Below are 23,107 nucleotides of genomic sequence, written 5' to 3' on the forward strand. Positions count from 1 at the left end.
CGCGGATTAAAAGGGCAGGCTACCAGCTGCCGCTGTGGATGCGATGCCGTAGCGACAGGTAAGCCGCTACTCCCCGAGCATGAAACCGGCATATACATCGATTGCGACATGCTGGCGGGTGGCAATGGTGGAATAGATGATGCCGATGCCCCATACGGCGTTGAGCAGGAGTATCCAGAACGGTCCGCTAATGCGGCGTAACAGGTGATGCAGCCAGACACCCGAAAAAACGGCGGTAGCGACATGCAGTGAAGGGAAAGCATTGCCGGATGCATCCATGTTTTTGAGAAATGTCACGCCCGGATACAGTGCCCAGTCGATGTCCGCTGCGGGGACTGCCGTGGGCCAGAAATAGAAGACGGCCAGGCCGGCGATGCACATCAGGGCGATATCCAGTCCGTATTCATAGAGCCCGCGCCGGGTGGCGAAGAACAGCGGCGGCAGGGAAACATAGGCCCAGAGCGACAAATACACCGGGAGTGCCAGCGGCTGGAAACCGATCAGCCTGTCAAGCCAAGTGTTATGCATCACCGTGATCGGATACGCGGGATGCTTGAGGAAATAGAAATAGGCGCCGAAGAACACGCCGATGAACAGCATCGTACCGGTCGATTTCAGGTGCCAGTACTTCGGTATTACTGCTGCGGCTTGCCGGTACCAGGGCGTTCGCTGATTATTTTCGTTCAAGGCTTGTTCTCCGATATGCGGCATATTGACAGTTGTTAAACAAGTGGATCGAATAAAAGATCACCGAATCGAATTGAGTTAAGCGCATGGCTGATAGTCATGCCAGCGCCTGCCGTAACGTGATACAACGCAAACCCTTGGCCGCAGCAATTTTCAGCACGGCTGGCAACACTTCCAGTATGACCGGGGTGCCGTTTGCCGTGCGCGCGGCATTGCCGTCATGCAGCAGCAGAATTGCTCCGTTGTGCAGTTTGCGCAACAAGCTGTTTTTAACGCGCTCAGCGTCATTGATGCGGGTGTCGAAACCGCGCCCCGACCAGCTGGCGAGGGTGAGCCCCAGTCGGGTTAGCACCGGATCGAGAAAGGGATTGCGCAATCCGGCAGGGGCCCGAAAAAACAGCGGGTGCTGGCCGGTAATGCCGTTGAGCGTGATTTGCGCAGTTTGTAGTTCCCGCATAAATCCGCGCGGGCCCAACAAGGAAAAAAAGTGGCGATGATGCTGGCTATGATTCTCCACAGCATGGCCGCGGCGTACGATCTCGCGGCACAGTTCCGGATAAAGTGCAGCTTTATCACCGATGCAGAAAAAACTGGCTTTGGCCGCATAGCGATCCAGTATATCCAGCACCTGCGGCGTGACAACGGGATCGGGGCCATCGTCGATGGTAAGAGCGATTTCGTTCCTGGCTGCGGCAGCTGCAGGCAGTTGCGTCCAATTCGGCCCCAGCCAGTGGCTGCGCGGCCACAGGCCAGCGGCGGTAAGCAGCAGGTGGTTGACGATCACAGCGCCGAGTGTCCAGCGCCAATGTTCGGGTGCGACAATTATCGCCACCAGTGCCACGCCATGCAATGCAAGGGTCGCACGGATCAGCAGCGTCGGTTGCCAGCGCGCATTATGCATGATGGGTGTTCCTGGCGAAAATCGCTGCGTAGATCAATGCCAGGATAACGCCCGGCGCCACGGTGACGCCCATGGCCTGCAATATCGATACGTTGGAAAACGCAAGCAAGCCGAAACCGGCGACGGTAGTGAGATTGGCGAACAGCATCGAGGCCAGCGTGCGCGGCTGAATCAGCGTATGCGGATCAGTCCGGTCAAAGAACAGGGCGTAATTGGAACCTACTGCGACCACCAGCAGCAAGCCTACCAGATGCAGGATGATCAGTTGCTGGCCGAATACGGCCAGCCCTGCCGTGACAGTGACGACCGCCGCAGCCAGCGGCACAATGATGCGCAGCACGCGCATCGGCGAGCGGAAAACGAACAGCAGCAGGCCGATGATGGAGACCAGCCCGCCCAGCGATAACAGTATGGCCTCGTGCAGATAGCCGGAATACAGACGATCGGATTCGGCCTTCATGTCCACGAACATCACGTTCGGCAAACCGGTAGTGCTCAATGCTGCCCGAATACGATCTGCGTTGATGTCGGCACCCTTCGGTGCGGTCAGCGGCAATAACGCACTCCAGCGCTGGTTCTGATGGATGAGCAAGGCATCTACCGCCATCGCCATCGAGGTCTTTTGCAGGTCGGAAGCTTGCAGCAAAGGCTGGCTGCGGGCAGCAGCGACATCGACCACGAACGGCGTAAATAGCGTTGCGCGTACTGGTAAATCCTGGATTGCTTGCCCAAGCCGCAGTTGCAGCTCGGCAGGCGGCGGCAGGCTTGCCTGACGCGCGCGCTGCATCGCTACGCTGGGCAGATAACGGCTCGGGCTTTCGAAGCCGGCGAGTTCGCCTTGATCGACCTGTGTCTGCAGCAGTGCGGAAACCCGTTCGCTGCCGCGCAAGACGGATTCCTGGCTATTGCCGGATACGACGACCAGATAGCGCACATCGGGTGCGCCCATGTCGGCACGCAGGCTGGCATCCAATGCGACATCGGCCTGGGATACCGGGCTTAACGAAGATATCTTGTCGTTGAACAGACTGGCGCGGTTTGCGACGAGGACAGCGCAGGCTGCCAGCAGCAGGATCACGGCCGGCCAGCGCAGGGCTGCCGCGCGCTGTACCAGTGCGGCGAGTATATGACCGATAGCGGTGACGTCATGGATGCGGAATTTCGCCGGCAGCAGATGCGGCAGCACGAAGCGGGTCACTGCGGCCGCGGCTATCAGCCCGGCGATCGCATACAGGCCGAGCTGCGCCAGCCCGGGAAAGCCGGACAGCAGCAGCGAAGCAAAGCCGAATATCGAAGTCAGTACACCGAGACGGATGGTGGGCCAGAAGCGCCTGATCCAGGTCTGCTGGTCAGTGTCATTGTGCTCGGATTGCACAAACAGGTAGATGGAATAATCCACTGCCTCGCCGATCAGTGCGGTGCCGAATCCAAGCGTGATGCCATGCACGGCCCCGAAACCCAGACTGACTGCCGCGACACCCGCCAGCGCACCGCTGATAACGGGCAGCAAGCCCAGCGCCAGCGCGGTGAAGGAGCGGTAGACCAGCAGTAACAGGGTGGCGATGAGCATGACACTGATGATGGATAGGCGGCTGACCTGACCTTTGATGGTGTCGCGCGATGTCACTGAAAATACGCCGGGGCCGGTCATCACCAGTCTGGCGGCGGAAGAGGCGCCGGTAGCCGAGTCGAAAGCCTGGCGGATAGCGGCCATGGCGCGCTGCTGGGCATCGGTATCGGAACCCGGTGCGCGCGTCTGCATCAGCATCAGTGCGCGCTTGCCGTCGCGCGATACCCAGGCGCCGTCCAGCAGTTGCGGGTGGGTGCCGCTATTGAGCTGGTCGAGCAATTGCACCATTTCCCCGGTCGGGTCGCGCGGCAACATGGATTTGACCAGCAGGCCGGCAGGCGAGGCGAGCAGGTCGATACTGTCGCCCAAAGCGGCATGCAGTCCTGCCACGCCAAAGCGCGCAGGCGTGACCGCCGAACTCAGCAGGTAGCGGTTTTGGAACAGGAAATCGCGGTCGCGCTCGGTGTTGACAGGCTCGCCATTGTTAACGCTGACAAAATCGGGGTCGGCACGCAGACGCTGTGCGATCTGTTTGGAAAGCCGGGCGCGAGTGGGTGCATCGGCGCCTTCTATGCCTGCAAGGATAAGGCGCGAGGCCAGACCGTCGCGCAGCTGATCCATCAGCAGCTGCTGCTCGGCCGTGGGAGTGCGCGGCAGGAATGCCGATAAATCGGTGGTGAACTGGGTACGGCTGATAATGACGGTACAGCCCAGCAAAAACGCCAGCCACAGCGTGATGGCCGTGATGCCATGGCGGCGAGTGGTCGTCATTATGGCGCCGCCAGTTTGGTTATCGTCATCACCGAGCTGTCGCCGTCGGCTTGCGTGATCTCGATGCTGTTCACCTGATCATGTGTGCCGGTGATGCGGATGCGCTGGATGACTTTCTGCATTTTTTCGTTTAGCGGCAGCAACTGCAGTGTCCAGTGAGCGGCCGTGCCGTCCAGGCTCAGTTGATAATTGCGTTCCAGCGCCTTGCGGTCACCCGCCAGCGTGCCGCGTATGCTGTCGAGGAACGCAGCCAGTTCCGGATAATCCTGTAATTGCAGGCGATATTTCTGGCGGCCGCGATCGATTAACAGCTCGTCGCCGTCCACGATCATGGATTCGCTTTTGGGTTTGATGGTGCGTTTTTCCAGGTGGTCAGGTGCACTGTAGAACAGCTCTCCGGAGGATTCCACCGGTTTGTCGAGCATGGCGATGGATTTCTTTTCGACGAAGCCGACATGACCGGAGTGTGTCTGGGCCAGGCTGCGCATGAGCTGGTCGATATTCCAGTCAGCAGCGTGACCAAGGGCGGGCAGCGTTAATGCCAGCGCAACGAACGCTTGCCGCAGATTGCGTAACGATAAGGCAGAGGTAAATATCATCATGATTCGGAAGTCGGAGTAGTGGCTGAGGGCTGCCAGAAATCGAAAAAATTGAACCAATTATACGGCGCGATACGGCAGTAGTGGTCAAGCAGTTCTGCATAACGGATGCAGGCGGCCTGTACGGCGAGGTCGCGCTGGCCGGGGGCGATATTGGAAAAATCAGCGAGCTGATTGAAGTGGATGGCATAGCGGTTGCCGCCCAGATACAAGCCCGTCATGAATATCACCGGGCGGCGCAACAATGCCGCCATGCGGAATGGCCCTGTAGGCAGATTTGCGTCCGCGTCGAGGATGCGCGCCGGGTACAGGGTGTCGTTGCCCGGCGTGCGATCGGCGAGCATGCCGACCATGCAACCTTCGTCCAGGCGTTGCCGCACCTGGAGCATCGAATCCAGATGTCCGAGGCCGATGATGTCCTGTACGGCTTCCGGGTTGATGGCGCCGAGCATGGCATTGATCTTCTGGGCGTTGTCCTGATGCATGACCATGGCGACATGCAGATCCGTATGCTTGCGCCCGATCGCACGGATCACTTCGAAACTGCCGAGATGCGCACCCATCAGGAACAGGCCTTTGCCGCCGGCCATCAGTTCGCTCAATGCATCCTCGCCATGAATCTCAAAATCGAACAGATCGAAGCAGCGATTGACCAGGTAAATGCGGTCATGGATAGTGGCCGCAAAAGTGAAAAAATGCCGATACAGGTCGCGCCAACGGGCAGGTCGGCCTAATGCGCGTTGCAGATATTGGCTGGAGGCGCGGCGGCTGGCCGGCGCAAACAACAGGAAGTAGCCGGCGATCAGGTGCAGTACGACACGCCCTGCACGGCGCCCGAGACGCAGTGAAATCCACGTCATGATGCGCAGCATGAGCATGTTGCTGCGCTCTGGGGTCTGCGCCCAGGAAGTCTGGCTGGCTGGGGAGGTGGTCATGCAGCCGGTCTCGCTATGATGTTGCCGCTGGCGATTTTGCGTTCACCCGCGAGGATGTCGAAACGTATCGTGCCGTTGTCCGCAATGCTATGCCGGATTAGCAGTTCGTCCTCGGGGCGGCCGGGCTCAGGAATTTGACCGAACCGATCTCGCAGCTGTCCAGTGCGATGCTGTTGGCGTCGGCGATTGCCTGCAGCGCGATATCGAGCAGCACTACGCCAGGCAGGATAGGCATGCCGGGGAAATGACCTGCGAAGGCAGGGTGATCTGCAGGGACGGTCCAGTGACAGAGTCGATTCATGCCGATTTCCGCGCGCCGGGCGTCTGGTTGAACAGGGCTTGCAGCGCCGAGCGCGGCAGTTTGCCGGTGCAGTTGCGCGGCAATGCATCCACGAATAGCAGCGGACGCGGCAGGAATATCGGGTCGATGTGCTCGCGCAATGCGGCCAGCAGCTGCGCCTGATTCATGCCCGGTGCGACGACACATGCCGCCAGCCGGGTGACGCGCGCATGGTCATCGTCATCCGGCATGTAGAAAACACCATCCACCACACCGGGAATCGTGTTGAGCAAATGATTGAGGCTCGCCAGCGAATGCCGTTTGCCCGCGATATTGACCAGATCGGCCAAGCGGCCGTGCAGCAGAAAATGCTCGTCGGTAACGAGTTCTATGATGTCGCCAAGCATGATCGGGGCAGGAATATGGCCACCGCTTGCGTGCACGTTCTCATCTGTAATATTCAATTTTATTCCCGGCAGCAGCTGCCATTCTGCGGTTTGGGTGGAACGCCGGGTTGCGATTAGGCCGGTTTCCGTACTGCCGTAAATCTCCATCAGTGGCGCACTGCAGCGTGCTTCGATGTCCTGCGCGAGGCGATCCGGGAGGGGGGCGGTCGCGGATAAAACGCAGGTGATTTCCGGCAGGGGCAGCCCTGCGTCGAGCAGTGCGCGCAGATGCACGGGCGACGACACCAGCATGCGGGGGGCAGGCACCGCGGTCAGCGCCTGGCAGATATCGGCCGGATAGAAAGGCTGGGCGTGGCTGAGCGCGTTGCCGCTTTGCCAGGCCATCAGCACGGTGGATTCGAATCCGTACATATGCTGCGGCGGGACGGTGCCGATCAGCGTGCACGGCAGGGTGTTGTGCAGCAGCCCCAGACGCAATGCTTCAGCCTGCACGCTGCTGACCAGCGCGCCCCATGTTTTGGCGTGGGGCAGCGGCGTCCCGGTCGAGCCGGAGGTGAACACGATGGCGACCCGCTGATCGCTGCCAATTTGAGGAATAGTCCATGCGGTGCCCGGCTGGATGCCGGTCAGCGGATAACGTAGCTGCGGCATATCCAGCGTACAGGCGTCACTGTCAGTCAGGCAGAACACATCCGGTGCGAACGCCTTGAGCTGACGCACCACTTCGGGCGTATGGGTGGACGGCAGCAGGCTGGTTTTGCCAGTCACGATGGCGGCCGCCAGACCGACGCTGAAACGGTAGCGATCGCTGCACATGTTGAGCAGGTGGCTGCCCGGCAGCAGCACGGCGGCGAGCTGGTCGATGTCGGCCAGGAACTGGCGCAACGTGACCGGACCTTCGGTGCACCAGGCGATGATGCTGTCAGGGGAAGTATGGGTGACCAGTGGCAGTAGAGGCATGGTTAAGGTTGCGAGGTGAGGTCGGCTGAAAATGGTTTGATAGTCGGTATTGCCGGTGCGTTCATATCATGCCGCCATTGATCGAAATGATTTGTCCGGTAATGTAGGCGGCATGAGGCGAGGCGAGGAAGCCGATCAGTTCGGCGACTTCATGCGGCGTGCCAGCGCGTTTCATCGGCACCATCTGCGCGATTTCTTCCTTGCTGAAAACATGCTGGCTCATCGCGGTATCGATGATGCCGGGCGCGACGGCATTGACGGTAATGCCGCGGCTGGCGACTTCCCGGGCCAGCGATTTGGTGGCGGAATTGATCGCGCCTTTGGCCGCGGCATAATTGACCTGGCCCTGGTTCCCGGTCAGCGCGGCAATCGACGACACATTGATGATGCGTCCCCAGCGGGTGCGTATCATCGGCATCATCAGGGTATGGGTGACGTTATAGAATCCGTTTACCGACACATCCATCACGGAGTGCCACTGTTCCGGACTCATGCCGGGAAAGACGGCGTCATCATGAATGCCGGCATTGTTGACCAGCACCTGAATGGGCGTCTGTTCGAGCAAGGGGGTGAGGATGGTCACGACAGCCGCGTGGTCGGTGATGTCGAATCCGAGCGCCTGTGCGCTGCCGCCATCCGCGATGATTTCATCCGCGAGGGCATGCGCGTTATCCGGATTGAGATTGGCGTGGATCAGCACGTGGTAACCGTCGGCTGCCAATTTTCGGCAAACGGCAGCGCCTATGCCACCACTGCCGCCGGTGACGAGTGCGTGTTTCATGTCGAGGCTCCTGTGATTATGTCTGCATTGAGCATTACCGCAGCGCGACCGTCCAGCAACAGTCGCCCTGCGGCGTGCAATGTGAATTGGTACAGGATGTTATCCCCGCTGCTGTGGATACAAACGGCTTCAATGTCGAGATCCGCGGCAATATCATCCAGACGCGATACATGCAATGTCGCGCCGCGTACGCTGACCAGAAAGCCTGAGCGGGGAGGCGCGCTATCGATCGGGGCCAATAATGCGCCATGAACAGCCATTGCCTGTGCGGCGTATTCGATGCCGCAAGCGGTGCCGAGCCGGCTGCCCGAACGTAACGGATTGCCGGTCAGGCGATGGCTGACGGCCACGCAGCGGATATGCTGCTGATCCCAGCTGGTCACGCGGTCCAGCAGGCACATGCTGCCTTTATGCGGTATATGTGTGGCGATCCAGGCATAATCCAGCTTGTCGCAATTCAGCATGGTGCAATATCGACCGCGATGCGTAAATGTTCAAAGTAATCCAGTATCACCTGTGTCGGCTCATGTTGCGCCAGTGCGCTCAGTAATGGCAGACTGCGTGCCGCCGGGATAGCCAGTCGCAAATGCTCCAGCTCGGGATGATCGAGTTTCCTGGCTGCTTCGCTGGTCAGGCTGACATGGATTTTTGCCAATGAATTCGGGCCTGCTGTGGGTGCCAATACCATGGCGATGCCAAAATTATCCAGGATGGGGCGTACCCGATGCAGCGGCTCGGGATAAGGGGTGTCGTTGGCCGTGAGCAGCGTGGCCGTTCCATCGGCGGCCACTTGGGTGATCGCTTCGAGTAATCCGGCGCCGAAGCTGGCATCAAATGCACATAGCACGGAGATAGGCGTCATTGCGCCGGTTGCTATGCTCCAGTAGCCGGCAGCGGCATTATGAACCGAATTATGGAAACGGGTGGGCGAGATGTGCCGGTCGTCGGACGCCAGCGTTTGGCAAATTTCGTGGCAATTCTGACCGTCGCCGCCTGACGATGTGTACACACAGGGCAGGGAAGCTGCATCTACGCCGGCAGCGGCAGTGGCTTCCAGACCAGTGGCCAGCGTGAGTCTGACCAGTGCGCCGCTGCGGCGCCGCTCTGCGGCAGCGAGCAGGGCAGGCAAGGGCAGTATGGTCGGCTGCGCTTGATAGGGCTGTTTCCCGGCAAGAATGGCACGGCTGCTTGGCCAATCGGTTAAACCAGGCCCGAGCAGACCGATACCGTCGATGTAGGCAGAGAGTGTCTGCATGGTTAATCCGCCCGTCCAAAGATCAGGCTGCAATTGGTGCCGCCAAAACCGAAGGAGTTGCTCATCACCCGCTTCAGCGGCTGGCTGCGATTCTCCAGCAGATAATTGAGGCGGATGTCCGGGTCGAGTTTCCTGGTGTTGATCCCGGCTGGAAGCAAACTGTGGCGGAGTGCTAATGCACAAATCACGGCTTCGACCCCGCCGGCTGCGCCCAGAGTGTGTCCGGTAGCGCCTTTGGTCGAACTGCAGGGCGTATCCGTGCCGAATATCGTTGTCACCGCTTTGCCTTCGGCAGCATCGTTACTCTGTGTGGAAGTGCCGTGCAGATTGATATAATCGATATCTCGCGGGCTGAGTCCGGCCGTGTCCAATGCGGCTTGCATCGCCATGCGTGCGCCCAGACCTTCCGGGTGCGGTGAAGACATGTGGTAGGCGTCACTGGACTCGCCGACGCCCAGCAATAGTATCGCATCGTTGTCCAGCTGTTCGGGAGCATGCTCGAGCAGCGCAAACGCACCACCCTCGCCAATCGAAATGCCGTCGCGGGACGCATCATACGGACGGCAGGACTGCGCAGCAGTGAGGCCGAGCGAGTTAAAGCCGTACAAGGTGGTCAGGCATAACGAATCCACTCCGCCCACTACTGCTGCGTCGATCAGCCCCGCCGCCATCATGCGCCGGGCCGAGCTGAATACCTTGGCACTGGAAGAGCATGCTGAGGAAACGGCGACGGCCGGCCCGGTCAGATCGAAATAGCGCCGGGTGAAATCGGCAACGGAAAACGTATTGTGCATGCCGCTGTAATGAAAATCGTCAGGCAGGGCACCGGTTTCCGGGTCGCGTTTGCGGTAAGCGATTTCGGTCTGCAAAATGCCGGATGTGCTGGTGCCGATGAATATGCCTACCCGCTGAGGGCCGTATTTTACGGCGGCAGCATGCACTGCTGCTGTAAAACCATCCTGCTCCAGTGTCAGCTGTGCCAGCCGGTTATTGCGGCAATCAAATGTAGCGAGATGTGACGGCAGCTGTACTGCATCCAGCCCCGCGACTTCTCCGATGAACGTATCGAGGTCGACTGTTTCAAACGCACAACGCGCCAGACCTGAGCGGCCGGCGCGCAAAGCTTCCAGAGTCTGGTCCAGGCCACGGCCGATACAGCTGGTTGTGGTGAAATGGGAAAGTAACAGTGGCTTCAATGCAATATTCCGGGTGATGAGAACGTAATGGTTTTTAACGCAGGAGCGATTTTACCAAACTATTATTGATTAACGTGACTCGGATTTTGAGGGTAGATGGAGCACAAAGATTAATCGATTATTCTGACACCGTGAAAATTGTTTCAACCGATTCAAGGTCTGTGTCTGGAGCTTTCCAGATAGGCTCGTACGGCATCCATGATATTTCCTTGGGCTTTTTCCTGTAGAACCAATTTGCGGATTATAAATTCGGCTATAAACATCAGCGCAACGAGCGGCAAGAAAATGAAATTGGAAAAAATCGACCAGACGCCGATCGGGTACATGAAGAATAACCAGGTCGAGGTCATGATCATGCCGGCAAAGAACAGCGTCCATGCCACGGTAACCTTGTAGGCGTAGTGCGCATGAGCCGGCGTAAGCGGGCCGTGCGTCATTTCGGCGAACCGGGTACAGAGCGGTTTGCGATTAGCGATCAGTGTCCGCGCAAACGTAAGGAACAAGACCGACTGCAAACTTTCGTGTTCCAGCCAGTAAATCCAGTCATAGTGACGTATTAATAGCGGCCAGCCCAGCCACAATACGATACTGGTGAAAATAACCAAGGTGATCATGCGCATCCGCTGCCTGGAACGCCATATCAGCAATAGGGCGGCGAGCGCAATCGGCGCCAGCGCGACCATTGCACCCAACGCTGCATTATGGGGCGATTGGTTGGTATGGTTGGCCACTACGGCATACCCTGTTACGATGGCCCCGATTCCAAGCCAGCGCAGTATCGGAGGGATCATTAGCGCGTGCGCTGTGCTGCGATATGGTCTGCGAGGTTGCGCAGCGAACTGAAAATATGCTGATTGTCTGCGCTGTCAGCACGCAGTTGCAAGCCATAGCGCTTGGATACAACCAGGGCGACTTCGAGTACGTCGATCGAATCGAGGCCCAGCCCTTCGCCGTACAGCGGGTCGTCAAGACCGATATCGTCTGCCGTGACTTCAAGGTTCAGGGCTTCGATCATCAATTCGGCGATTTCGCGGTAAAAAGCAGTTGTTTCGGTCGTTGGGATAGTGTCGGACATAATGGAATAGAGTGGGAAAAATTGCCTAATCATTATACAAGATGTGGCTAATGTTGTTCAACCAACCCTGACAGCGAGTCAGCTGATTGATAGGCGACAATATTTTTTGCTAACCCTGGCGCTTTTTGCCCGACCTTGCGGCAGGTTCTGCACAGATAATGGCCTGATACGCGGTGAGGGCAGCGGCTTGTTCGGCTGTGCGGCGGCTGCTGGCTACGCCGTTGGTATGGATAGACAGTGCGGGAATAATGCAATCTATGCTGAAGGTCTGTTCGTGGGCATGGCCTGTGGTGTTGACAAGCACATAATCCGGTAACGGCAGGTGCCGGCTTTGCAGCACTTCCTGCAACAGTGTTTTTGAGTCCTTGGCCGGGGTTTTGGGGTCAATCGCCGCGATACTGTCGGCATACAAACGATGAATGACCTGTTGTGCCTGGTCGAAATCGCTGTCGAGCAGAATCGCGCCGAAAATGGATTCCAGTGCGTCAGCCAATATGGATGGCCGGTTGCGGCCGCCGCTTTTCACTTCGCCGTCGCCCAGCCGTAAAAATTCGCCGAGTTTGAGCCGGTCAGCGATTTCGAACAGGCTCTGCTGGCGTACCAGATTCGCCCGCAGTCTGGAGAGCACGCCTTCGGGCAGGTCGGGAAAGCGGGTATAGAGGAACCGGGCTATCGCACAGTTGAGTACGCTATCGCCCAGAAACTCCAGCCGCTCGTTATGCGGCGTGCCGAAGCTGCGATGGGTGAATGCCTGGGTAAGCAGTCTGGGCTGTTTGAATTGGTAGCCGATGGCGTGTTCAATTGCGGTCACGTTATTGCGCGCTGTGCGGGGCTGTGGTCGGGGCGAAGTCGATGTAGATGCCGATATTGGAGAATAAGGGTTTTTCTACATGATATTTCGCGCTCAGGACTAACTGACCGTTGTCGCGCGAGATATCGAGGTCATCGGCCGTGACGCTGGTGATATTGTCGATGCCGGAGCGGCGGATATAGGAGTCGCGAATCTGCGACGGCTTCGCGTCCTTGAGCTCGGGGTCGGCGACCATCGCAGAAAATACCTTGTTGATCGCCATGTATTCCACGTAAGGCGGAACGAGCTTCATCACCACGATAGCGGCAAAAACCAGGCTCATGGCTACAAAAAACATACCGAACAAACCGATACCTTGCTGTTTATGGCGCATGTAACTCCCCTTTATTCTATGAAATGGCCGATGCGGCTGAGGTCGTCAAAATTCCACCAGATCATGAATGCGCGGCCGACGATGTTACGATCGGGCACGAATCCCCAATAACGGCTGTCGTTGCTGCTGTCGCGGTTATCACCCATCATGAAATAGTAGCCTTGAGGTACTTTACAGGTAAATCCTTCGTCATTGTAATCACAATTCTGGCGGTGAGGGAACTGGCTATCAACCTGATCCACAAACACGGTAGGCATTTCTGGCTGAATCAGGATCTTATGGGTATGTGTGCCCAGTTTCTCCAGATATTGATTGGCGCTGACGGCGTTCAAGCCGCTGGCGACGTAGCTATAGATGCCATCCTTTTGCTGGGAGACAGGATGGCCGTTAATGGTGAGTTTCTTGTTGCGGTAGGTGACGACATCGCCAGGCACGCCGATAACGCGCTTGATGTAGTCAAGGCTAGGATCCTGCGGATAGCGGAAGACCATGACATCGCCGTTTTTCGGCTGGCTGACTTCGATGATCTTGGTGTTGATTAGAGGAATGCGGATACCGTAGGTGTACTTGTTGACCAGTATGAAGTCGCCGACCAGCAGGGTCGAGAGCATGGAACCGGACGGAATCTTGAACGGCTCCACCAGAAACGAGCGCAACATGAAGACCGCCAGAATCACCGGGAAGAAGCTCTTGGCATATTCCGCCAGTACTGGCATTTTGTCATCGCTGGCACGTTTCGGCTTGAAAAAGACGCTATCAATCAGCCAGATCAGGCCGGTGGTTACCAATGCAACAAACATGATCAATGCGAAATTCATTTGTTTTGCCTTTATGTGCTAGAGGTTATTTGTCGCCGATTTGCAGGATTGCCAGGAAGGCTTCTTGGGGTATCTCGACGTTGCCGACTTGTTTCATGCGCTTCTTGCCGGCTTTTTGTTTTTCCAGCAATTTGCGTTTACGGCTGATGTCGCCGCCGTAACACTTGGCCAATACGTTCTTGCGCAACGCCTTGACGTTCTCGCGCGCAATGATCTGTGCGCCGATGGCTGCCTGGATGGCGACATCGAACATCTGGCGCGGGATGAGTTCACGCATCTTGGACGCCAGTTCGCGGCCTTTATACTGACTGGTGGCGCGGTGCACAATGAGCGAGAGCGCATCCACTTTTTCGCTGTTGACGAGAATATCCAGTTTGACCAGGTCGGCAGCGCGGAATTCCTTGAAGTCGTAGTCTAGCGAAGCATAACCCCGAGTTGCTGACTTTAGCCTGTCGAAGAAGTCCATCACCACTTCATTCATCGGCATGTCGTAATTGAGCATGACCTGCCGGCCCATGTATTGCATGTTGGTTTGCGAACCGCGTTTCTGCGTGCACAACGTCATCACATTGCCGAGGTATTCCTCCGGCACCAGAATGGTAGCGGTGATGATAGGCTCGCGGATTTCTTCGATCTTGGACAGATCGGGGAGCTTGGACGGGTTTTCGATCTCGATGACTTCGCCGTCCTTCATTACGATCTGGTAGATCACGGTGGGGGCGGTGGTGATGAGATCCATATCGTACTCGCGCTCGAGGCGTTCCTGTACGATTTCCATGTGCAGCAAGCCTAAAAAGCCGCAGCGGAAACCGAATCCCAAGGCCTGGGATACTTCCGGCTCGTACTGCAACGAGGCATCGTTGAGCTTGAGTTTTTCCAGCGCATCGCGCAGGGCATCATAATCGTGCGATTCGACCGGATACAGGCCGGCGAACACCTGCGGCTTGATTTCCTTGAAGCCGGGCAGCGCTTCGCTGGCCGGATTGGCGTCCAGGGTCACGGTGTCGCCTACCTTGGCGGCTTTCAGTTCCTTGATGCCGGCAATGATGAAGCCGACGTCGCCGGCGGACAACTCCGGCCGCGGCCGTGCTTTGGGAGTGAATACGCCGATTTGTTCGGTCAGATACACGGCATTGGTTGCCATCAGGCGGATTTTCTGTTTGGGCTGGATTTTGCCGTCCATCACCCGTACCAGCATCACCACGCCGACATAGTTATCGAACCAGGAATCGATAATCAGCGCTTTCAGCGGGGCGTCGGGATCGCCTTTGGGCGGCGGAATCCTGGCAATGACAGCTTCAAGCACATCCTCGATGCCCAGTCCGGTCTTGGCTGAAGCACGGACGGCATCGCTGGCTTCGATGCCGATAATGTCTTCGATTTCCTGAATAACGCGTTCCGGTTCGGCGGAGGGTAAATCGATCTTGTTGAGTACCGGTACGACTTCTACGCCCAGCTCGGTCGCGGTATAGCAGTTGGCGACAGTCTGTGCTTCGACCCCTTGCGATGCGTCCACCACCAGCAGAGCGCCCTCGCAGGCAGACAGGGAACGGCTGACCTCGTAAGAGAAATCGACGTGTCCCGGGGTGTCGATCAGATGCAGCTGATAGGTCTGGCCGTCACGCGCCTTGTATTCCAGCGCGGCGGTCTGTGCCTTGATGGTAATGCCGCGTTCACGTTCCAGATCCATGGAGTCGAGCACTTGCGCTTCCATTTCCCGGGCGGACAGGCCGCCGCACAACTGGATGATACGGTCGGCCATGGTGGATTTGCCGTGATCGATATGCGCGATAATGGAAAAGTTACGTATGTTTTTCATTCAATAAAAAAGGCACACGCTGTGTGCCTGAAGCAGCTTGATAATCACCGATTTTAACGGATTTTTGCCAAATAAGCAGTAAACACGGCTTCGTCCAGAAAATAATGGCAGATTTCCTCTCCATTCGCATCGGTCAGGACCGGGATCAGCGTGCCATAGCGTTCTTCCAGCAGCGGATCCGTATCGATATCGATTTCGCTGATTTGCAGGCCAAACTGCTGCTGGTAGGGCTGCAGTTTGGCGAGCAGGTCATGGCACAGGTGGCAATAGCGCCGCAAATAAACGGTCAGTTGTAATGGGTTTGTCGGCATTATTCTATTTGTAATGGCACATAGAGCGTTGTGTCTTCGCGTTTTATCAGCAGCGCAATGCTGCTGTTTTTGCGTACATTTGCGATGACGCTATTGAATTGTTCGACGCTGGTTATGCTGATATTGCCGACCCCGATTATGATATCGCCAGGCTGGATACCTGCACGGGCCGCTATGCCATCGCTATCTTCCACCGCAATGCCATGGCTGATGCCTAATTGTTCCAGTGTGGGCTTGTCCAGATTGCTGAGAACCAGGCCTATCCTGTTTGGCGTTTTACCCATTTTTGCGGGTTTCCCGGCTACGCTTTTAGGTTCGCTGGCTTCGCCGAGGGTGACTGACATATCCACTGTCGCCCGATTGCGCCATACTTGCAGTTTGGCGTTGCTGCCGGGTTTGGCAGCGGCAACCAGGCGGGGTAACTCGATGGAGCGGTTGATGAGCTGACCATTGAATTTGAGGATGACATCCCCGACCTTGATTCCCGCTTTGGTCGCAGGGCTGTCCTTTTCCACTTCCGACACCAGTGCGCCTTCCGGTTTGTTTAAACCAAACGCATTGGCAGTGCCGGCGCTGACGTCCTGGATGACCACGCCCAATCTGCCGCGTCGTACCTTTCCTTGCGTTTTGAGCTGATCGGCGACTTGCATCGCGACGTCAATCGGAATGGCGAAGGACACGCCCATATAACCACCTGAGCGCGAGAATATCTGCGAGTTGATGCCGACCACTTCACCTTTCATATTGAACAGCGGGCCGCCCGAGTTGCCGGGATTGACGGCGACGTCGGTCTGGATGAAAGGCACGTAGTTTTCACTTGGCAATGACCGGCCCGTGGCACTGACGATACCGGCAGTGACCGAGTTTTCAAAGCCGAATGGCGAGCCGATGGCGATGACCCATTCCCCGGCCTGGAGCTGCTGCGAGTCGCCGATAGGCACTTTGGGTAAATTGCTGGCGCTGATTTTAATCAGCGCGATATCCGAACGTGCGTCGGTACCGATGACTTTGGCCTTGAATTCCCTGCGGTCGGTAAGCTTTACCGTGACCTCATCCGCCCCATCCACAACATGTGCGTTAGTCAGGATGTAGCCGTCACTGCTGATAATGAAACCCGAGCCGCCGCTGCGTACCGGTATTTCACGATTGTTTCCCTGAGCGGCGGGCGGCGGCATGAAGCGGCGAAAGAAGTCGAACATGTCGTCATCGGGAAAGCCGCTAAACTGGTTGCGTTGTTTGATGAGCTGCGTGGAGGTGATGTTGACGACGGAAGCACCGTGCTGTTTGACCAGTTCGGTAAAGTCGGGAAGATCCTTGGCAAAAGCAGAAAAACTCAAATTAAATAAAAACAACCCGATAAGCAGCAACCTTTTCATAATTTCATTTCCTTAAGCACAAAAATATCTGAACGAACGGAACGTAAAACAACTGGTTGATATTGCGGATCATTTCCTGCCTTGCGGCTAAAACGGAAGAGCCAGAATGCGCCGATCATGAATCCTGCTGCGGCGCCTGCGATGGATGCCAGATCCTGATTCTGAGAGGGGACGAGATAAGCCGCCAGCGTGGCGCCGATAAACACCAGCAGCAGCGGCAGTACATAAACTGCTGCAGAGCCACGTAATACTGCACCGTCGGCGATGCCGATGATGACTTCGTCGCCTATCCGGGTGCCGATGGGATCGATGACACGGTATTGTTTGGCTTTAAGTGTAAAAAGCTGTCCGATCTTGTCGGCGCCGCAGCCGCCGGCACTGGCTTCGCCGCTGCTGCTGGCACAACTGCTGCAAGAAGCGCCGGACATAGGCTCAACCAATGCTGCACCTGATTCGGTTGCTATGATGCGGGCCTGCATCTCTATCATTTTGATGATTCCAGATTGAGATTGTCTGCCATCATCATTAGTGTGGCGGCGGGGACTTCGCCCAAGGCCGTGACCTGATATATGCCTACCGGCCGTGCATACAAACTCATCATGCCCTGGCTGGACAAGCCACGCGGCGGATTGCTGCCGAGCTGATCCAGCGGTTCGATAAATAAGGAGACAGTGGCGAGCCCATCGGTGTATACCTGATGGATGATGTCTTGCGGTTTGCCTGGCAGGTCGCGCTGGGTTTCCATGGCCAGATAAAAACCATCCGGCAATTTGCCGATGCGCCAGTGGGTTTGCACCTGAACTTCCCTGCTGGGCACGGTGACCGGTTTCTTGTCGGCGAAGCCGGATTGAAATTGCTGGCGGGCAGGAGCCTGGCCGATATCGACCTGAGTGAAAGTGAACTGGGCGACAGCCTGCTGTTTGGAATCCAGTTTTACCAGTTTGAGTAACAGGCCGGTCGCAGTATCCGCCCATAACGCGTAGCCGTAGCGGTAATCGTCGCGGGGAATCAGGCTGATGCCGAAGCTGTCATGGTCGGCGATATATGTGTGTCCCAGTGGTTTCAGGGTGTATAGCGTAGTGAGTGTGGCGGCCGATGCTGGCAGCATGGCCGGGAAAAACTTGTGGTACTGGTGCCGTTCCACCTTTACTTGGTTGCCATCGGGAATGTAGCAGTAGACCGCATCGTTTACACGCACAAAGGCATGTGGCGGACCGGAGAGCGCATCCAGTTTGGTTAGTTCGCTGCCATTATCCCGGCGATGTGAAATATGGGAGATTTCCACGCTGTCGTCGTGCTGATAAATGTAAGTACCGTCATAGGTCAATTGTTGGGTGGCTTTGGCGACATGGCTTAACCAGGCATTGAGATTTGACGGACTGTCGATACTTGCTGCGCTAGCGGGTAAACTCAGGAAAGCCACCCACACCAACCATAATCTCATCGGCTACGCTCCGTAGTCACCTGATAGGCAGCATTTACAAAGGGAGAGGATGCGCCTGGCGAATAATCGCGGTGCGCCGCAATAAAGTCGGCCAGTTGCACTTGATCGATTTTATCCTGTTGCATTTGCGCTGCCGCGAGCGCGGGGGCGGGAACGGAGGAAGCAGTGGGTAAATTCAGTGCGCTCCAGGCGACCAGCATGACTGCAGCGAGGGATGCCGCCATCGGCATGGCATATTTGGTGACGCTGCGTTTATGCTGCGGGGCAAGTACTGTGGGTTCATCTGTCAGCAGGTGATTGACCCTGGCTACCAGATTGCTGGTGGTAAACGGTGTCTGGCGCAGAATGTCGCCTATCATGTGGTAGGTTTCCCACTGCGACTGACAGTGGGCATCCTGCTTGTATCTTTGAATAAGCTGGTTTAGGGCCTTGTCGTCAAGTTCGCCGTCCATGCCTGCGGAGATAAATCCGTCCAGGTCGTCTTCGCTACCGTTAAGTTGTCGTTGGGCTGTAGTGTGCATAATCGTATTCCTTACCATCTGGTATCCAGGTTTGTGCCTAGTATGGGCCGTAATTTCGCGGCGATAGCTTCCCGTGCCCGAAAAATACGGGATCTTACCGTACCGATGGGGCAACCCATGGTCTCGGCAATTTCTTCATAACTTAAACCTTCCATTTCACGTAATGAAATGGCAGTGCGTAAATCTTCCGGCAAGGCAGCCATTGCATCATTGACTACTTTTGCGACTTCTTTCGACAATAATTCGTTTTCCGGCGTATTCAGATCCTGTAAACCTGTCGCATCTTCGAAGCCTTCGGCTTCTTCTGCATCGAACTCGGTCGATGTCGGTGCGCGACGCCCGCGGGCCATCAAATAGTTTTTGGCGGTATTGATACCGATACGATACAGCCAGGTATAAAACGCCGCATCGCCGCGAAACGTCGGCAATGCCCGATAAGCTTTGATAAACGCTTCCTGCGCAATATCTTCGACCTCGTGCGGGTCACGTACGAAGCGCGACAACAAGCGGGTCAAACGCCTTTCATACTTCGTTACCAGCAGATTGAATGCGCGCTTATCGCCACGTTGCACTCGTTCTACCAGTTGTTGATCGATGTCACGATCATTCATCGTGCGTATTCATCCCTGAATTTTGTATGGGTGACAGTAATATAACACTGTATCACCTGCTGTTATTTGGTAATACAGACTGTCGTATTGCTCATTTAGTTCAATCGCCGGGTTGCATATAAATCGGGCAGTAAAAAAAAGCGGCGTATAAACGCCGCTTTTCCCGTTAAGCTTGTTGCTTAGTAGCACAAGGTAACAACATCTTCATCCATAGCTTGCTGGATAACATAAGCGCCGCCAACGGTTTCTTCGATTTCAGGGATCAGATCGTGACCCCAGAGTTCCAAGGTCGGGGTGCAAACCTTGAATTTAACGCCGGCTTCGTGTGCGTCTTTGATAAATTCGTACACGCTCTTAGGAGAGCCTTCCTGCACAAACAGTTTTTCAGCGAAGCCTTTAACAGCCAATTCGCCGGCACGTGCAGTCAGAATCACTTCAACTTCGTATTCCATTGCAGCAGCTACGGTAGCCTGGAAAAATGGCGCGCCCAGTTCCGAGCCGTTCGCTGGATCGGTATTTACCATCATAATCATTAGCTTGTCAGCCATCTTTATCTCCTAAGTTAAATAAAAGCTTGAGTCTGATTACGTCAAAAAAGACGGTCGATTATAGCAATAAAAAGTTAATAAGACGATGTTAATTTACTAATTTTGCCAGTTGCTGCTGTAAGCGTTGCACTACCGTGGTTTGTCCAATTAATGCCAGCGTGGCGTCAATGCCCGGCGTTTGGGGAACGCCGGCAACGATGACGCGCAAGGGCATGGCGATTTTGGGCATCTTCAATCCCGAGTCGGCGACGACGGATTTGATGGCGGCGCTGATCGCTTCGCGCGTCCATTCGATGCGGGCAAACTGCTCGGCAAGCTGCTGCAGCGCAGGCAGTGTCTCTTCGGTAACATGCTGCTCCAGCAATTCCGCGGTGGGGTCGATGTAGCGGTAAAACAGATGCGCCGCATCGGCCAGCTCGACCAGCGTGCTGACACGCTCTTTCAGCAACTGCATGACTTCCGGAAGCGCGGGGGAGGCTGACAGCGGGCCGATCTGTTGTTCCATGAACGGACGTACAAGCGTTGCGAGCCGCTCGTTGTCGGCTGTTTTCAGATATTGTTGATTGATCCACAGCAGTTTTTCCGGATTGAATTTGGCAGGCGAACGGCTGATGGCTTCAAGATTGAACCATTCAACGAATTGCGTCATGCTGAACACCTCTTCGTCACCATGTGCCCAGCCGAGGCGGGCCAGATAGTTCAGCAAGGCTTCGGGAAGGAAACCTTCCTCCAGATATTGCATCACGCTGACGGCGCCATGGCGTTTGGACAGGCGCTCGCCATCCGCACCCAATATCATCGGCACGTGTCCGTATAGCGGCACGGTGGCGCCGAGCACCTTGAGGATATTGATCTGACGCGGTGTGTTGTTGACATGGTCATCACCGCGAATCACATGGGTGATGTGCATGTCCCAGTCATCGACCACGACGCAGAAATTATAGGTCGGCGTGCCGTCGGGCCGGGCGATGATCAAGTCATCGAGCTCGGTATTGCTGATTTCTATCGTGCCCTTGACCAGATCGCGCCAGGCGACGCTGCCTTCGACAGGGTTCTTGAAGCGAACTACCGGTTGTACGCCGCTGGGGATGGCGGGCAGCGTCTTGCCCGGCTCCGGGCGCCAGCGCCCGTCGTAGCGCGGCTTCAATCCGGCGGCGCGCTGCTGTTCGCGCATGATCTCGACTTCTTCCTTGCTGGCATAGCAATGATAGGCATGGCCGGATGCCAGCAGTTGCGCCAATACTTCCTTGTAGCGCGGCATGCGCTGCATTTGATAAAACGGACCTTCGTCGTAATCCAGATTGAGCCAGCTCATGCCTTGCAATATGGCTTCGACGGATTCAGGAGTGGAACGTTCCAGATCGGTGTCCTCTATACGGAGGATGAAGGTACCTGCATTGTGGCGTGCAAATGCCCAGGAAAAGAGTGCGGTGCGCGCGCCGCCGATGTGCAGATAACCGGTCGGGCTGGGGGCGAAACGAGTGCGGATCATGGTGTGTGCAGTACTATCAATAAAAATGAATCTGAATAAAGAACCGGGATGAATAAGCTGCATTCATCCCGGCTATAGGACGAGCGGTAGTTTAAGCGGTGCCGCCGACAGTCAGCCCGTCGATGCGCAGTGTGGGCTGGCCCACGCCTACCGGCACGCTTTGACCTTCCTTGCCGCAGGTGCCGACGCCGGGGTCGAGCGCCATGTCGTTGCCGATCATGGAGACGCGGGTCAGCACATCCGGGCCGTTGCCGATCAGGGTTGCACCCTTGACCGGGTAGGTGATTTTACCATCTTCTATCATATAGGCTTCAGCAGCGGAAAACACGAATTTGCCGCTGGTGATGTCAACCTGCCCGCCGCCGAAATTGGCGGCGTAAAGGCCGTGTTTGACTGAAGCGATGATTTCCTGCGGATCCTTGTCGCCGTTGAGCATGTAGGTGTTGGTCATGCGCGGCATCGGGATGTGGGCGAAGGATTCGCGGCGTGCATTGCCGGTAACCGGCACGCCCATCAGGCGGGCGTTGAGACTGTCCTGCATGTAGCCTTTGAGTATGCCATTCTCGATCAGTGTGGTGCACTGGGTAGGATTGCCTTCGTCATCGACGTTCAGCGAGCCGCGGCGATGGGCGATAGTGCCGTCATCCACCACGGTCACGCCGGTGGCGGCTACGCGTTCGCCGATGCGTCCGCTGAATGCGGAGCTGCCTTTGCGGTTGAAGTCGCCTTCCAGGCCGTGGCCGATGGCTTCGTGCAGCAGAATGCCGGGCCAGCCCGCGCCCAGCACCACCGTCATGGTGCCAGCCGGTGCAGGCTTGGCTGACAGATTGGTGATGGCCTGATGCACGGCCTGTTCGGCGTAGTGCTTGAGCATGGCATCGGTAAAGTATTCGTAACTGAAACGACCGCCGCCGCCTGCCGAACCCTGTTCGCGACGGCCGTCCTGTTCGGTGATGACCTGCAGCGACAGGCGCACCAGGGGGCGCACATCAGCTGCCTGATGGCCGTCGGAACGGGCGATGAACACCACGTCGTATTCAGCAGCGAGACTCGCCATGACCTGCGTGACGCGAGAATCGGCAGCGCGCGCATAGCGTTCCAGCTTTTCCAGCAGCGCTACCTTTTCTGCATCCTTGAGCGTGGTCAGCGGATCTATCGGCTGGTACAGGGCATTGCCGGTTTTGCGGGCGACGGCGTAATGCTTGTGGCTGGCACCGCCCTTGGCGATGGCGCGGGTGGCATCGCTGGCGGCGATCAGCGCGGCATGGCTGATATCGTCGGAATAGGCAAAAGCGGTTTTTTCGCCGGAGACGGCGCGTACGCCGACACCTTGTTCGATATTGAAGCTGCCGGATTTGACCTGGCCTTCTTCCAGGCTCCAGCTTTCCGAGCGCGTGTACTGGAAATACAGGTCGGCGTAGTCCAGATGGTGATCCATCAGCCGCCCGAATACGCTGTCGAGTTGGCCCACTTCAAGCTGATTCGGCACAAACAGGGTTTCCTGGGCGGTTTCCAGTAAAGCGGCGGCGTTGGGTATATATATTCCGGAGAGCGTAGTCATATGCG

26 protein-coding genes are annotated in these 23,107 nt (G+C 56.7%); all 26 read right to left on the reverse strand.

Annotation, left to right across the window (positions count from 1 at the left end):
- Positions 1-66: 66 nt before the first annotated feature.
- The 26 genes from CAP31_RS04750 to tldD all read right to left on the reverse strand — a co-directional run bounded on the left by CAP31_RS04750 (position 67) and on the right by tldD (position 23,102).
- Positions 67-687 carry a phosphatase PAP2 family protein gene (locus CAP31_RS04750; RefSeq protein ID WP_223247368.1) on the reverse strand — a complete coding sequence of 207 codons (621 nt, stop codon included), beginning with the start codon at positions 685-687 and terminating at the stop codon, positions 67-69.
- 97 nt (positions 688-784) lie between these two features.
- The gene (locus CAP31_RS04755) at positions 785-1,588 is read right to left on the reverse strand and encodes a polysaccharide deacetylase family protein (protein WP_087446488.1); all 804 of its coding nucleotides are present in this window, start codon (positions 1,586-1,588) and stop codon (positions 785-787) included.
- Complete coding sequence (locus CAP31_RS04760) at positions 1,581-3,929, reverse strand: MMPL family transporter (RefSeq protein WP_087446489.1); 2,349 nt, start codon at positions 3,927-3,929, stop codon at positions 1,581-1,583. The genes CAP31_RS04755 and CAP31_RS04760 overlap by 8 nt, the downstream gene beginning before the upstream one ends.
- Positions 3,929-4,531: a LolA-related protein gene (locus tag CAP31_RS04765; RefSeq protein WP_087446490.1), complete on the reverse strand. Its 603-nt coding sequence runs from the start codon at positions 4,529-4,531 to the stop codon at positions 3,929-3,931. The genes CAP31_RS04760 and CAP31_RS04765 overlap by 1 nt, the downstream gene beginning before the upstream one ends.
- Positions 4,528-5,463, reverse strand: a complete 936-nt coding sequence (locus CAP31_RS04770) for an acyl-CoA synthetase (protein ID WP_157662652.1) — start codon at positions 5,461-5,463, stop codon at positions 4,528-4,530. Before CAP31_RS04770 ends, CAP31_RS04765 begins: the two co-directional genes overlap by 4 nt.
- Before the next feature lie 97 nt (positions 5,464-5,560).
- Entirely contained in the window at positions 5,561-5,764 is a 204-nt protein-coding gene (locus CAP31_RS15000) for a hypothetical protein (protein WP_223247369.1), read from the reverse strand.
- On the reverse strand, positions 5,761-7,110 hold the full coding sequence (locus tag CAP31_RS04775; protein WP_087446491.1) for an AMP-binding protein: 1,350 nt from the start codon (positions 7,108-7,110) through the stop codon (positions 5,761-5,763). The genes CAP31_RS15000 and CAP31_RS04775 overlap by 4 nt, the downstream gene beginning before the upstream one ends.
- Before the next feature lie 61 nt (positions 7,111-7,171).
- The gene (gene fabG / locus CAP31_RS04780; protein WP_087446492.1) at positions 7,172-7,891 is read right to left on the reverse strand and encodes a 3-oxoacyl-ACP reductase FabG; all 720 of its coding nucleotides are present in this window, start codon (positions 7,889-7,891) and stop codon (positions 7,172-7,174) included.
- The gene (locus tag CAP31_RS04785) at positions 7,888-8,355 is read right to left on the reverse strand and encodes a hotdog family protein (protein WP_087446493.1); all 468 of its coding nucleotides are present in this window, start codon (positions 8,353-8,355) and stop codon (positions 7,888-7,890) included. The genes fabG and CAP31_RS04785 overlap by 4 nt, the downstream gene beginning before the upstream one ends.
- Entirely contained in the window at positions 8,349-9,146 is a 798-nt protein-coding gene (locus CAP31_RS04790; protein ID WP_087446494.1) for a beta-ketoacyl synthase chain length factor, read from the reverse strand. The genes CAP31_RS04785 and CAP31_RS04790 overlap by 7 nt, the downstream gene beginning before the upstream one ends.
- A 2-nt stretch (positions 9,147-9,148) precedes the next feature.
- Positions 9,149-10,342 carry a beta-ketoacyl-[acyl-carrier-protein] synthase family protein gene (locus tag CAP31_RS04795; RefSeq protein WP_087446495.1) on the reverse strand — a complete coding sequence of 398 codons (1,194 nt, stop codon included), beginning with the start codon at positions 10,340-10,342 and terminating at the stop codon, positions 9,149-9,151.
- A gap of 152 nt (positions 10,343-10,494) precedes the next feature.
- Positions 10,495-11,133, reverse strand: a complete 639-nt coding sequence (locus tag CAP31_RS04800) for a hypothetical protein (RefSeq protein ID WP_087446496.1) — start codon at positions 11,131-11,133, stop codon at positions 10,495-10,497.
- Complete coding sequence (locus tag CAP31_RS04805) at positions 11,133-11,417, reverse strand: phosphopantetheine-binding protein (protein WP_087446497.1); 285 nt, start codon at positions 11,415-11,417, stop codon at positions 11,133-11,135. Before CAP31_RS04805 ends, CAP31_RS04800 begins: the two co-directional genes overlap by 1 nt.
- Positions 11,418-11,526: 109 nt before the next feature.
- Entirely contained in the window at positions 11,527-12,228 is a 702-nt protein-coding gene (rnc, locus tag CAP31_RS04810; RefSeq protein WP_087446498.1) for a ribonuclease III, read from the reverse strand.
- Between the two features lies 1 nt (position 12,229).
- The gene (locus CAP31_RS04815) at positions 12,230-12,601 is read right to left on the reverse strand and encodes a DUF4845 domain-containing protein (protein ID WP_087446499.1); all 372 of its coding nucleotides are present in this window, start codon (positions 12,599-12,601) and stop codon (positions 12,230-12,232) included.
- Positions 12,602-12,612: 11 nt separating this feature from the next.
- Positions 12,613-13,419: a signal peptidase I gene (gene lepB / locus CAP31_RS04820; RefSeq protein WP_087446500.1), complete on the reverse strand. Its 807-nt coding sequence runs from the start codon at positions 13,417-13,419 to the stop codon at positions 12,613-12,615.
- A gap of 25 nt (positions 13,420-13,444) precedes the next feature.
- Entirely contained in the window at positions 13,445-15,238 is a 1,794-nt protein-coding gene (gene lepA / locus CAP31_RS04825) for a translation elongation factor 4 (RefSeq protein WP_087446501.1), read from the reverse strand.
- 53 nt (positions 15,239-15,291) lie between these two features.
- Positions 15,292-15,549 carry a glutaredoxin family protein gene (locus tag CAP31_RS04830; protein ID WP_087446502.1) on the reverse strand — a complete coding sequence of 86 codons (258 nt, stop codon included), beginning with the start codon at positions 15,547-15,549 and terminating at the stop codon, positions 15,292-15,294.
- Entirely contained in the window at positions 15,549-16,925 is a 1,377-nt protein-coding gene (locus CAP31_RS04835; protein ID WP_087446503.1) for a DegQ family serine endoprotease, read from the reverse strand. Before CAP31_RS04835 ends, CAP31_RS04830 begins: the two co-directional genes overlap by 1 nt.
- Positions 16,922-17,413, reverse strand: coding sequence for a SoxR reducing system RseC family protein (locus CAP31_RS04840; protein WP_087446504.1), 492 nt, complete (start codon positions 17,411-17,413; stop codon positions 16,922-16,924). The genes CAP31_RS04835 and CAP31_RS04840 overlap by 4 nt, the downstream gene beginning before the upstream one ends.
- Positions 17,410-18,369, reverse strand: a complete 960-nt coding sequence (locus CAP31_RS04845; protein ID WP_087446505.1) for a MucB/RseB C-terminal domain-containing protein — start codon at positions 18,367-18,369, stop codon at positions 17,410-17,412. The genes CAP31_RS04840 and CAP31_RS04845 overlap by 4 nt, the downstream gene beginning before the upstream one ends.
- Positions 18,366-18,890 (reverse strand): sigma-E factor negative regulatory protein, encoded by a 525-nt coding sequence (locus tag CAP31_RS04850; RefSeq protein WP_157662653.1) that lies wholly within the window; start codon positions 18,888-18,890, stop codon positions 18,366-18,368. Before CAP31_RS04850 ends, CAP31_RS04845 begins: the two co-directional genes overlap by 4 nt.
- A gap of 11 nt (positions 18,891-18,901) precedes the next feature.
- A complete protein-coding gene (gene rpoE, locus CAP31_RS04855; protein ID WP_087446507.1) occupies positions 18,902-19,501 on the reverse strand; it encodes an RNA polymerase sigma factor RpoE in 600 nt (199 codons plus the stop codon).
- Between the two features lie 179 nt (positions 19,502-19,680).
- A complete protein-coding gene (locus CAP31_RS04860) occupies positions 19,681-20,049 on the reverse strand; it encodes a DsrE/DsrF/DrsH-like family protein (protein WP_087446508.1) in 369 nt (122 codons plus the stop codon).
- An 88-nt stretch (positions 20,050-20,137) separates the two neighbouring features.
- Positions 20,138-21,541 (reverse strand): glutamate--tRNA ligase, encoded by a 1,404-nt coding sequence (gltX, locus tag CAP31_RS04865; protein ID WP_087448260.1) that lies wholly within the window; start codon positions 21,539-21,541, stop codon positions 20,138-20,140.
- Positions 21,542-21,632: 91 nt separating this feature from the next.
- A complete protein-coding gene (gene tldD, locus CAP31_RS04870) occupies positions 21,633-23,102 on the reverse strand; it encodes a metalloprotease TldD (RefSeq protein ID WP_087446509.1) in 1,470 nt (489 codons plus the stop codon).
- Positions 23,103-23,107: the final 5 nt, after the last annotated feature.

Source organism: Sulfuriferula sp. AH1, assembly GCF_002162035.1.
Classification (GTDB): Bacteria; Pseudomonadota; Gammaproteobacteria; order Burkholderiales; family Sulfuriferulaceae; genus Sulfuriferula.

Excerpts from the sequence above, each read along its gene's own strand:
- CAP31_RS04835 (WP_087446503.1), bottom strand. The coding sequence starts at position 16,925 with ATGAAAAGGTTGCTGCTTATCGGGTTGTTTTTATTTAATTTGAGTTTT.
- CAP31_RS04755 (WP_087446488.1), bottom strand. The coding sequence starts at position 1,588 with ATGCATAATGCGCGCTGGCAACCGACGCTGCTGATCCGTGCGACCCTT.
- lepA (WP_087446501.1), bottom strand. The coding sequence starts at position 15,238 with ATGAAAAACATACGTAACTTTTCCATTATCGCGCATATCGATCACGGC.
- CAP31_RS04790 (WP_087446494.1), bottom strand. The coding sequence starts at position 9,146 with ATGCAGACACTCTCTGCCTACATCGACGGTATCGGTCTGCTCGGGCCT.
- CAP31_RS04860 (WP_087446508.1), bottom strand. The coding sequence starts at position 20,049 with ATGGCTGACAAGCTAATGATTATGATGGTAAATACCGATCCAGCGAAC.
- CAP31_RS04785 (WP_087446493.1), bottom strand. The coding sequence starts at position 8,355 with ATGCTGAATTGCGACAAGCTGGATTATGCCTGGATCGCCACACATATA.
- CAP31_RS04815 (WP_087446499.1), bottom strand. The coding sequence starts at position 12,601 with ATGCGCCATAAACAGCAAGGTATCGGTTTGTTCGGTATGTTTTTTGTA.
- tldD (WP_087446509.1), bottom strand. The coding sequence starts at position 23,102 with ATGACTACGCTCTCCGGAATATATATACCCAACGCCGCCGCTTTACTG.
- CAP31_RS04830 (WP_087446502.1), bottom strand. The coding sequence starts at position 15,549 with ATGCCGACAAACCCATTACAACTGACCGTTTATTTGCGGCGCTATTGC.
- rpoE (WP_087446507.1), bottom strand. The coding sequence starts at position 19,501 with ATGAATGATCGTGACATCGATCAACAACTGGTAGAACGAGTGCAACGT.
- CAP31_RS04760 (WP_087446489.1), bottom strand. The coding sequence starts at position 3,929 with ATGACGACCACTCGCCGCCATGGCATCACGGCCATCACGCTGTGGCTG.
- fabG (WP_087446492.1), bottom strand. The coding sequence starts at position 7,891 with ATGAAACACGCACTCGTCACCGGCGGCAGTGGTGGCATAGGCGCTGCC.
- CAP31_RS04800 (WP_087446496.1), bottom strand. The coding sequence starts at position 11,133 with ATGATCCCTCCGATACTGCGCTGGCTTGGAATCGGGGCCATCGTAACA.
- CAP31_RS04845 (WP_087446505.1), bottom strand. The coding sequence starts at position 18,369 with ATGAGATTATGGTTGGTGTGGGTGGCTTTCCTGAGTTTACCCGCTAGC.
- CAP31_RS04805 (WP_087446497.1), bottom strand. The coding sequence starts at position 11,417 with ATGTCCGACACTATCCCAACGACCGAAACAACTGCTTTTTACCGCGAA.
- CAP31_RS04850 (WP_157662653.1), bottom strand. The coding sequence starts at position 18,890 with ATGCACACTACAGCCCAACGACAACTTAACGGTAGCGAAGACGACCTG.
- CAP31_RS15000 (WP_223247369.1), bottom strand. The coding sequence starts at position 5,764 with ATGAATCGACTCTGTCACTGGACCGTCCCTGCAGATCACCCTGCCTTC.
- CAP31_RS04840 (WP_087446504.1), bottom strand. The coding sequence starts at position 17,413 with ATGATAGAGATGCAGGCCCGCATCATAGCAACCGAATCAGGTGCAGCA.
- CAP31_RS04775 (WP_087446491.1), bottom strand. The coding sequence starts at position 7,110 with ATGCCTCTACTGCCACTGGTCACCCATACTTCCCCTGACAGCATCATC.
- lepB (WP_087446500.1), bottom strand. The coding sequence starts at position 13,419 with ATGAATTTCGCATTGATCATGTTTGTTGCATTGGTAACCACCGGCCTG.
- gltX (WP_087448260.1), bottom strand. The coding sequence starts at position 21,541 with ATGATCCGCACTCGTTTCGCCCCCAGCCCGACCGGTTATCTGCACATC.
- CAP31_RS04770 (WP_157662652.1), bottom strand. The coding sequence starts at position 5,463 with ATGACCACCTCCCCAGCCAGCCAGACTTCCTGGGCGCAGACCCCAGAG.
- CAP31_RS04765 (WP_087446490.1), bottom strand. The coding sequence starts at position 4,531 with ATGATGATATTTACCTCTGCCTTATCGTTACGCAATCTGCGGCAAGCG.